We start from the raw sequence: 11,040 nt of genomic DNA on the forward strand, positions 1-11,040 counted from the left end.
TCGTTGGAGGTGTTGGGTTCGGGTGGTGTGGTGGTGCCGACGTTGCGTCGGGGTGAGGGTGGTGTGGGTCGGGTGTTGTTGTCGTTGGGTGAGGCGTTTGTGTCGGGGGTGGGGGTGGATTGGCGTGGGGTGGTGGGTGCGGGTCGGTTGGTGGAGGTGCCGACGTATGCGTTCCAGGGGGAGCGGTACTGGTTGGAGGCACCCCGCAACACCGGCGACCTGAGTGCCGCCGGGCTGGACCAGGCCGGCCACCCTATGCTCGGTGCCGCGGTCGAGCTGGCCGGCGACGCCGGGACCCTCTACACCGGCCGCTTCTCCCTCACCACCCACCCGTGGCTCACCGACCACCTGGTCGGCGGCACCGTCCTGCTGCCCGGCGCGGCCTTCGTCGACCTTGCCCTGCACTGCGCCGCGCACGCCGGACTCGCCATGGTCGACGACCTGACCCTGCACGCGCCGCTCGCGCTGCCCGCGCAGGGCGTCGTGGACCTCCAGGTCGTCGCGTCCGGCCCGGACGACACCGGCCGACGCCGGGTGACGATCCACGGCCGGTCGGCCGACACCGACTCCGGTCAGGACTGGGTCCTGCACGCCAGCGGTGTGCTCACCCCGGTCGCCGACCCCGCCGGCACCACCCCGGCCAACTGGCCGCCGGTCGACGCCGTGCCCGTCGACCTCACCGGCCTGTACGACCGGCTCGCCGAGCACGGCTACGGCTACGGCACCGCCTTCCGGGGCCTGACCGGGCTGTGGCGGGACCCGGAGCACTGCTATGCCGAGATCACCCTGCCGGAGGGCACCGACCCCGCCGGCCACCGGCTGCACCCCGCGCTGCTCGACGCGGCCCTGCACCCCCTGCTCGCGCTCGCCCTCGCCGACACCGACGGCCCGTTGCCGCTGCGGATACCGTTCTCCTGGCAGGGGGTGACGGCCACCGACGTGACGCCCACCCGGCTGCGGGTGCGGTGGGACGCCTCCGGCGGCGAGACCGTCCGGATGGACATGGCCGACGACACCGGCGTCCCGATCGGGTCGGTGCGCGCGCTGACCCTCCGCGAGATCGACCCGGCCCGGCTCGCCGCGCTGCGCACCGACCGGCTGCCGCTCCACGAGATCCGCTGGAGTCCGGTCGAGATCCCCGCCGTGGCGGACCCCACGCAGGACCGGGTCCTCGTCGGCGCGGACGGGCACCACCTGCGCGAGCTGCCGGGCGTCGACCCGGTGGACTACCCGGACATCGAGTCGCTGCGGGCGGCGGTCGCCGACGGCCGGCCGGCCCCGTCCACCGTGCTGGTCTCCTGCACCGGGTCGGCACCCGGTGCCGGACCCGACCCGGCCGGCACCGGGCTGCCCACCCGACGGGTGCTCGACCTGGTGCAGGGCTGGCTCGCCTGCGGTGAGCTGGCACAGTCGAAACTCGTCGTGGTCACCAGCGGCGCGCTGCCGCTGCCCGGCGACGCCGACGTCGACCTGGCCGTGGCACCGGTCGCCGGCCTGCTGCGCACCGCACGGGCGGAGAACCCCGGCGCGGTCGTGCACATCGACGTCGACGCGGACTCGGGCACCGCCCTGCCCGGCGCGCTGGCCACCGGCGAGCCGGAGATCGCGCTGCGGCACGGCGTCGGTCTGGTGCCCCGAATGGTGGTACGCCGGTCGGAGGAACCCGCCACACCGCCGAGGCTCGACCCGGACGGCACCGTCCTGATCACGGGGGCCACCGGGGCGCTCGGCGCTCTCGTCGCCCGGCACCTGGTCACGACGTACGGCGTGCGGCACCTGCTGTTGCTGAGCCGGCGCGGCGCGGACGCGCCGGGCGCCGAGGAACTGCTCGCCGACCTCACCGCGCTGGGGGCGACGGCCCGGTTGGTCGCCTGTGACGTCGGGGAACGGGAATCCGTGGCCGCGGCGCTCGCCACCGTGCCGGCGGCCCATCCGCTCACCGCGGTCGTGCACGCCGCCGGCGTCATCGACGACGGGGTGCTGCCCAGCCTCACCCCGCAACGCCTCGACGCCGTCTGGCAGCCGAAGGCGCAGGCCGCGCTGCACCTGCACGAGTTGACCGCGGACGCCGACCTGGCCGCGTTCGTGCTGTTCTCCTCGGTGGCGGGTCAACTCGGCAACCTCGGCCAGGGCAACTACGCGGCGGCGAACGTCGCCCTCGACGCGCTCGCCGAACACCGCCGCGCCGCCGGCCTGGTCGGCACCTCCCTGGTCTGGGGCCTGTGGGGAGACACCGACGGCACCGGGGCCGGCGCGGCGGCGAAACTCGACCGGGCGGCGCTGGACCGGGTCAGCCGGGGCGGCCTGCTGCCGCTGTCACTCGACGAGGGGCTCGCCCTCTTCGACGACGCGCTGGCGGCCGGACCGGCGGTGCTGGTCACCGCCCGCTTCGACATCGCCGGCCTGAGCGCCCGCACCGAGACCGACAACGTGCCGCCCCGGCTGTACGGGCTGGCCCGCACGGCCCGCCGTCCCGGCGGTGGCCAGCAGCCGTCGCAGCCGCTGGTCACCCGGCTCGCCGGGCTGCCGGTCGGTGAGCAGCAGAAGATCGTGCTGGATCTGGTGCGCAGGAACGTCGTCGCCGTCCTCGGTGGTGACCGGGTGGCGCGCGTGGACGACGACCTGTCGTTCAAGGAACTCGGCTTCGAGTCCCTGTCCGCGGTGGAGCTGCGCAACCGGCTCAGCGCAGCGACCGGTCTGCAACTGCCGGCCACGATGGTCTTCGACCACCCCCGGCCCACCTCGCTCGCCGACTTCATCCGGGAGACCGCCGCGCCGGCCGACGCCGAGGGGCCGGTCCTCGCCGAACTCGACCGGCTGTCCGCCGCCATGGCGGCGGCCTCCTCCGACCGTGGCCTGCGCCGGCTGGTCGCCTCGCGGCTGGAGAGCATGCTCGCCGACTGGAAGGCCGCCCCGACGGACCGGCAGACCGGCACCGACGCCAACGCGCTCATCGAGTCCGCGTCGGTGGCCGAGATCTTCGACCTGATCGACCAGGAGTTCGGCACGGTGCCGCAGTGAGCGGCCACCGGCCGCAGGAGCCAACGAGAGCGGGTGTCCAGCGCATGTCAGGTGACGAGGCGAAGCTCCTCAACTACCTCAAGCGGATGACCATCGAGCTGCGCGATGCCCAGGAACGCATCCGGGACCTCGAGGAGAGCCGCCACGAGCCGATCGCGCTCGTCGGGATGAGCTGCCAGTACCCCGGTGGGGTGCAGACCCCGGACGAGTTGTGGGAACTGGTCGCCGGTGAGGTCGACGCGGTGTCCGGGTTCCCCACCGACCGGGGGTGGGACCTCGACGGGCTCTACGACCCGGACCCGGACACCGTCGGCACCAGCTACGCCCGCGAGGGTGGTTTCCTCTACGACGCGGCCGAGTTCGACGCCGGACTGTTCGCCATCACCCCCCGCGAGGCGCTGTCCATCGACCCCCAGCAGCGTCTGCTGCTCGAACACGCCTGGCAGTCGATCGAGCGGGCCGGCGTCGACCCCCGGTCGCTGCGCGGCAGCGACACCGGCGTGTTCGTCGGGGTGATGTACAACGACTACGGGTCGCGGCTGATGCCGGCGCCGGAGGGCTTCGAGGGGTACGTCGGCAACGGCAGCGCCGCGAGCATCGCCTCCGGGCGGATCGCCTACTCGTTGGGCTTCGAGGGCCCGGCGATCACCGTCGACACCGCCTGCTCGTCGTCGCTGGTGGCGATCCACCTGGCCTGCCAGTCGCTGCGCTGGGGCGAGTGCTCGGTGGCCCTGGCCGGTGGCGTCACGGTGATGGCGACCCCGGGGGTGTTCATCGAGTTCTCCCGGCAGCGTGGCCTGTCACCCGGCGGCCGGTGCCGGTCCTTCTCCGCCGGGGCCGACGGCGCCGGCTGGGCCGAGGGCGTCGGGGTGGTCATGCTGGAGCGGTACTCCGACGCGCTGCGCAACGGACATCCGGTGCTCGGCCTGATCCGGGGCAGCGCGGTCAACCAGGACGGTGCCAGCAACGGCCTCACCGCCCCGAGCGGCCCCGCCCAGGAACGGGTGATCTTCAACGCCCTCGCCGACGCCCGGCTCACCCCCGGCGACCTCGACGCGGTGGAGGGGCACGGCACCGGCACCACCCTCGGCGACCCGATCGAGGTACGCGCCCTGCAGGCCGTGTACGGCACCGGGCGGGACGCGCAACACCCCCTCTGGCTGGGCTCGCTCAAGTCCAACATCGGGCACAGCCAGGCCGCGGCCGGGGTCGGCGGTCTGATCAAGATGGTGCAGGCGATGCGCAACGGGGTGCTGCCACGGTCCCTGCACGCCGACCCGCCGACCCCCCACGTGGACTGGTCGTCGGGCGCGGTACGCCTGTTGCGTGCCGCCGTACCCTGGCCGGTCACCGAGCGGGTGCGCCGCGTCGGCATCTCCTCCTTCGGGATCAGCGGCACGAACGCCCACCTGATCCTGGAGGAACCGCCAGCAGCACCCGTCGTGGAACCGCAGGACACACCCGTGCCGGCCTCCGCACGGCCGGTCGCCTGGCCGCTGTCGGGGAACTCGCCGAAGGCGCTGCGGGACCAGGCGCGACGGCTGGCCGGTCACCTGCGGCAGCGGTCGCTGCGACCGGCCGACGTGGCGTACACGCTGAGCCGCCGCCCACGCTTCGCCCACCGCGCGGTGGTGCTCGGGACCGACCCGACCGAGCTGCTCACCGGCCTGGAACGGCTGGCCGGTGGCTCCGGGTCGGCGCAGGTGGTCCGGGGCCGGCCCGCCCCGGCCGGGGCCCGTACCCTCGCCATGATCTTCTCGGGTCAGGGGTCGCAGCACGCGGGCATGGGCCGCGACCTGTACCCGGCCTTCCCGGCCTTCGCCGAGGCGCTCGACGCGGCGTGCGCGGCCCTCGACGCGCACCTGCCGGTGGCGCTGCGCGACGTGCTCTTCGCCCCGGCCGGCACCGAGCTCGCCGCGCTGCTCGACCAGACCCGGTTCGCCCAACCCGCCATCTTCGCCGTGGAGGTGGCGCTGTACCGGCTGCTCGAACGGTTCGGCATCCGGCCGCACCGGCTCGTCGGGCACTCGGTCGGCGAGTTCGCCGCCGTCCACGTCGCCGGAGTGCTCACCCTGGCCGACGCGGCGACCCTGGTCACCGCGCGCGGGCGGCTCATGCAGGAACTGCCGGCCGGCGGCGCGATGGTGGCGGTGCAGGCCACCGAGGCCGAGGTGACACCGATGCTGGCGGACCGGGCGGGCGAGGTCGCCGTCGCCGCCGTGAACGGGCCGTCCTCCGTCGTGGTCGCCGGTGACGAGTCGGCGGTCGCCGAGATCGAGGCGGCCTGGTCGGCCCGGGGCCGGCGGACCAGCCGACTGCGGGTCAGCCACGCCTTCCACTCCCCCCGGATGGAGCCGATGCTCGACGAGTTCCGGCGGGTGGCAGCGGGCCTGACCTACCGGCCGCCGACCGTCGACCTGGTGTCCACCGTCACCGGCCGACCGGTCGGCCCCGGCGAACTGGAGGACCCTGGGTACTGGGTGGCGCACGCCCGCCGGCCGGTCCGCTTCGCCGACGCCGTCCGGTCGCTGGCCGCCGCCGAGGTCACCGAGTATCTCGAAGTCGGCCCGGACAGCGTGCTGAGCGCGGTGGTCACCGAGAACCTCGGCGTCGCCGGCACGACCGGTGCGGCCGTGCTGCCGCTGCTGCGTCGGGACGTGGACGAGCCCACGGCGTTCCTGACCGGGGTCGCGACCTGGTACTCCCGGGGCGGCGGCGTCGACTGGGACGTCCTCACCGAGGGGCTCGCCCCGACCACCGTCGACCTGCCCACCTACGCGTTCCAGCGCAAGCACTACTGGCTGGACGCGGTCGCGCCGATGGTGGCCACCCGCCGGGCGCCGACGCCGCCGGACTCGCTCGGCGACGGCAGCGACGAGACGGAGCCGCCGCTGGCCGTCACGCTGCTGCGGCTCCCGCCCGCCGAACGCCGGGCGACGTTGCTGATGGCGTTGCGCGGGCTGGCCGCCGAGGTGATGCGGCTCGACCGGGCCGACGACGTCGCCGCCGACGTCCCGCTGCTCGAACTCGGGTTCACCTCGCTGATGGCGGTCGACCTGCGCAACCGGGCCGCCGCCGCCACCGGCGTGGACCTGCCCGCCGCGCTGGTCTACGAGCACCCGACGTTCGAGGCGATCGTCGACTACGTCGACACCCTGATCACCGTCTAGCCCCTCCGCCCCGCCCCCTCCGATGGCCCGCGATCGACGCAGAATGAGGTCAGTTGTCATGCCGCAGACCCGTGACTTTTCCGAGGACGCGATCGCTGTCGTCGGCATGTCCTGCCGCCTGCCCGGCGCGGCGAACCCGGCCGCGTTCTGGGCCCTGCTCGCCAGCGGAACGAGCGCGGTCGGCGCGGCGCCCGCCGACCGCTGCGGGCCGGACGCGCCACCCGGCGGCTTCCTCGACGACGTCGCCGGGTTCGACGCCGCGTTCTTCGGCATCTCCCCGCGCGAGGCCATCGCGATGGACCCGCAGCAGCGGCTGATGCTGGAGTTGGCGTGGGAGGCGCTCGAGGACGCCCGGCTGGCACCCGACCAGCTCGCCGGGCGGCCCGCGGCGGTGTACGTCGGCGCCATCCAGGACGACTACGCCCAACTGGCCGGCCGGGTGCCCGCCACCGCGTTCACCCTCACCGGGCTGCACCGCAGCATCGTGGCCAACCGGATCTCGTACACCCTCGGCCTGACCGGGCCCAGCGTGGTCGTCGACTCGGGGCAGTCGTCGGCGCTGGTCGCCGTACACCAGGCATGCGAGAGCCTGCGCGCCGGGACCGTCTCGCTGGCCCTGGCCGGCGGCGTGAACCTGATCCTGGAACCGGGCAGCACCGCCCGGGTCGGCGAGTTCGGCGGCCTCTCCCCGGACGGCATGGCCCGGGTCTTCGACGCCCGCGCCAACGGCTACGTACGCGGTGAGGGCGGCGGCCTGGTCGTGCTCAAGCGGCTCGCCGACGCGGTGGCCGACGGCGACGACATCTCCTGCGTGATCCTCGGCGGGGCGGTCAACAACGACGGTGGCGGCGCCGGTCTGACCGTCCCCGACGGCGACGGGCAGGCCGACGTGATCCGGCGGGCGCACCGGCAGGCGGGCACCGACCCGGCCCACGTCGGCTACGTCGAGCTGCACGGCACGGGCACGCCCGTCGGCGACCCGGTCGAGGCCGGCGCGTTGGGCGCGACGATCGGCGTGCACCGGCCGGCGGACGCTCCGCTGGCCGTCGGATCGGCCAAGACCAACGTCGGACACCTCGAAGGCGCCGCCGGCCTGGTCGGGCTGCTCAAGCTCGCGTTGAGCGCCCGGCACGGGCAGATCCCGGCGAGCCTGAACTTCAGCACCGTCAACCCGCGCATCGACCTGGCCGCGCTGAACCTGCGGGTGCAGTCCGCGCTCGGCGCGTGGCCGGCCGACGCCGCCGGTGACGGCGACGCCCTGGCGGGCCTGTCCTCGTTCGGGATGGGTGGCACCAACGCCCACCTGGTCGTTGGGCGCGCACCCCGGCCCACCACCGACCGGGCCGACCGGCCGGCGCAGGCGTACACCGCGCCCTGGGTGCTGTCCGGCCAGAGCCCCGCCGCGCTGCGGGCCCAGGCGGCCACGCTGCGGCGGTTCCTCACCACCGGCGTCGACGTCGCCGACGCCGACCTGGGCCACTCGCTCGCGTCGACCCGCGCCGCGTTGCGGCACCGGGCGGCGGTGCGTGCCGGTGACCGCGCCGGCATGCTCGCCGCCCTCGACGCGCTCGCCGCCGGTGACGACCGGCCGGACCTGGTCGTCGGTCGCGCCCGCCCCGGCCGGGTGGTCTTCGTCTTCCCCGGCCAGGGTTCGCAGTGGGAGGCGATGGCCCGTGGCCTGTACGCCGACTCCGCGGTGTTCCGCGACCGCCTCGACGAGTGTGCCGACGCGCTGGCCGCGTACACCGACTGGGACCTGCGTGACGTCCTGCTCGGCGAGGGCGGCGACCAGTTGGCGCGGGTCGACGTGATCCAGCCGGTGCTGTTCGCCGTGATGGTGTCGTTGGCGGCACTGTGGCGGGCGCACGGCGTGGAACCCGACGCGGTGGTGGGGCACTCCCAGGGTGAGATCGCCGCCGCGTACGTGGCCGGCGCGTTGACCCTGTCGGACGCGGCCCGGGTGGTGGCCCTGCGCAGTCGGGCGATCCGGGCCCTGGCCGGCACCGGCGCGATGGCGTCGGTGGCGCTGTCGGCCGAGCGGCTGCTGCCGGTGCTGGAGCGGTGGAGCGACCAGGTGGCGATCGGTGCGATCAACGGCCCCGACTCGACCGTCCTGTCCGGAGCGCTGGACGTGCTGCCGCAGGTGCTCGCCGAACTGACCGCCCAGGGCGTGCGGTGCCGGGCCGTCCCGGTGGACTACGCCTCCCACTCGCCGCAGGTCGAGGCGATCCGCGACGACGTACTCGACCAGCTCGCCCCGATCACGCCCACCGACGCCCCGGTCACCTTCTACTCGGCGGTGACCGGAACGCCCGTCGACACGGCCGGGCTGGACGCCGCCTACTGGTACCGCAACCTACGGCAGACCGTGCGGTTCGAGCCGGCGGCCCGGGCGTTGCTCGACGACGGGTACACCACGTTCATCGAGTGCAGCCCGCACCCGGTGCTGGCGGTCGGCCTGCGGGAGACCTTCGCCGCGACCGGGCAGCCGGCGTCCGTGGTGCCCACCCTGCGCCGCGACGACGGGGGCCTCGACCGCTTCCGGCACGCCGTCGGCCACGCGTACGTCGTGGGCGCTCCGGTCGACTGGACGACGTCCTTCCCCGGGGCGCGGCGGATCTCCCTGCCCACCTACGAGTTCCAGCGCCGGCCCTTCTGGATCGACGCGCCCGCAGCGACCCCGGTCGAGGCGACCGTACGGCCCGGGACGGACGCCGACGCACCGGTGGTCGAGGAGCCCGTCGGCGACGGGGCCTGGGCGAACGCGCTGCGGGAGCTGCCGGCGGAGCGTCGCCTCGACGTCGCCCTGGAGCTGGTCCGGCGGCGGGCCGCCGGCATTCTCGGCCACCCGGACGCCACCGACGTGGACCCGGCGACGACCTTCAAGGAACTCGGCTTCTCGTCACTCACCGTCGTGGAGCTGCGCGACCGGCTGGCCGACGACACCGCCCTGCCGCTGCCGTCCTCGCTCGCCTACGACTTTCCGAGTCCGGTGTTGGTGGCGGAGCGGTTGGTGGGTTTGGTGTCGGGTTCGGTGGTGGGTGTGGGTGTTGTGGGTGTGGGTGTGGGTGAGGCGGTGGCGATTGTGGGGATGGGTTGTCGTTTTGGTGGTGGGGTGGGTTCGCCGGGGGATTTGTGGGATGTGGTGTTGGGTGGGGTTGATGTGGTGGGTGGGTGGCCGGTGGATCGTGGGTGGGATGTGGAGGGTTTGGTGGGTGGTGGGGTGCCGGGGTTTGGTGGGTTTTTGGAGGGTGCGGGGGTTTTTGATGCGGAGTTTTTTGGTGTTTCTCCGCGTGAGGCTGTGGTGATGGATCCGCAGCAGCGGGTGGTGTTGGAGGTGGTGTGGGAGGCGTTGGAGGGTGCGGGTTTGGGTGGTGTTGTGGGTGGTGTTGGTGGTGTGGGGGTGGGGGTGTTTTTGGGGGTGATGGGTTTGGAGTATGGGCCGCGGTTGTGTGAGGCGGGGGAGGGTGTTGGTGGGTATGTGTTGACGGGTTCGGCGGGGAGTGTGGTGTCGGGTCGGGTGGCGTATGTGTTGGGTTTGGGTGGTCCGGCGGTGTCGGTGGATACGGCGTGTTCGTCGTCGTTGGTGGCGGTGCATCAGGCGGTGGGGGCGTTGCGGTCGGGTGAGGTGTCGTTGGCGGTGGCGGGTGGGGTGGCGGTGATGGGTTCGCCGGGGATGTTTGTGGAGTTTGCGCGTCAGGGTGGGTTGTCTGCTGATGGTCGGTGTAAGGCGTTTTCGTCGTCGGCGGATGGTACGGGGTGGGGTGAGGGTGTTGGTGTGGTGGTGTTGGAGCGGTTGTCGGATGCGCGGCGTCTTGGTCATCGGGTGTTGGCGGTGGTGCGGGGTTCGGCGGTTAATCAGGATGGTGCGTCGAATGGTTTGACGGCGCCGCATGGTCCGTCGCAGGAGCGGGTGATTCGTCAGGCGTTGGCGAGTGGTGGTTTGTCGGCGGGTGATGTGGATGTGGTGGAGGCGCATGGTACGGGGACGCGGTTGGGTGATCCGATCGAGGCGCAGGCGTTGTTGGCGACGTATGGTCGGGAGCATTCGGTGGAGCGTCCGTTGTATCTCGGTTCGTTGAAGTCGAATATTGGTCATACGATGGCGGCGGCGGGTGTTGCTGGTGTGATCAAGATGGTGTTGGCGATGCGTGCTGGGGTGATGCCGAAGACGTTGCATGTGGTGGAGCCGACGTCGCATGTGGATTGGTCGTCGGGTGCGGTGGAGTTGCTGACTGAGGCGCGGCCGTGGGGTGGTGTGGGGCCGCGTCGGGCGGGGGTGTCGTCGTTCGGGATCAGTGGGACGAATGCGCATGTGGTGTTGGAGTCGGCGCCGGAGTTCGAGCCGGAGTTGACTGTGGAGCCGTCGGTGGATGGTGAGCCGGATGGTCCGGTGTCGTTGGTGTTGTCGGCGCGGTCGGTGGAAGCGCTGCGGGCGCAGGCGTTGCGGTTGGCGGGGTTTGTGGGTGGTGGTGGGGTGTCGTTGTCGGATGTGGCGTGGACGTTGGCGGGTCGTGCGGTTTTTGGTCATCGTGCGGTGGTGGTGGGTAATTCTCGGGCGGAGTTGGTGGCGGGTTTGACGGCGTTGGGTTCGGGTTCGGATTATGTTCCGTCGTCGGTTTCCTCGGCTGTTTCTTCGTCGCTTGTTTCGTCGTCGTCGGTTTCGTCGGCTGTTTCGTCTTCGGCTGTTTCGTCTTCGGTTTGTTCGGGTGTGGTGTCGGGTGGTGTGGTGTCGGGTGGGACGGTGTTTGTGTTTCCGGGTCAGGGGTCGCAGTGGTGGGGTATGGGTCGGGAGTTGTGGGGGTGTGATGCTGTTTTTCGGGGGCGGTTTGAGGAGTGTGTTGGGGTG

The 11,040-nt window shown here is 72.8% G+C and carries 3 protein-coding genes; all 3 read left to right on the forward strand.

All coding sequences use genetic code 11. The annotated features are described in order from the left end of the window. Window positions 1-3,021 (forward strand): type I polyketide synthase (locus JQX11_RS31770; protein WP_204928611.1); only part of this gene is annotated, 3,021 nt, incomplete at its 5' end. Between the two features lie 44 nt (window positions 3,022-3,065). Beyond that, a complete protein-coding gene (locus JQX11_RS31775; protein ID WP_204928612.1) occupies window positions 3,066-6,191 on the forward strand; it encodes a type I polyketide synthase in 3,126 nt (1,041 codons plus the stop codon). Between the two features lie 58 nt (window positions 6,192-6,249). After that, window positions 6,250-11,040, forward strand: a 4,791-nt coding sequence (locus JQX11_RS31780) for a type I polyketide synthase (protein WP_204928613.1), incomplete at its 3' end; no start/stop codon positions are given.

The sequence above is a fragment of the Micromonospora humida genome, from assembly GCF_016901255.1.
GTDB classification, from domain to species: domain Bacteria; phylum Actinomycetota; class Actinomycetes; order Mycobacteriales; family Micromonosporaceae; genus Micromonospora; species Micromonospora wenchangensis.

Excerpts from the sequence above, each read along its gene's own strand:
- JQX11_RS31775 (WP_204928612.1), top strand. The coding sequence starts at position 3,066 with ATGTCAGGTGACGAGGCGAAGCTCCTCAACTACCTCAAGCGGATGACC.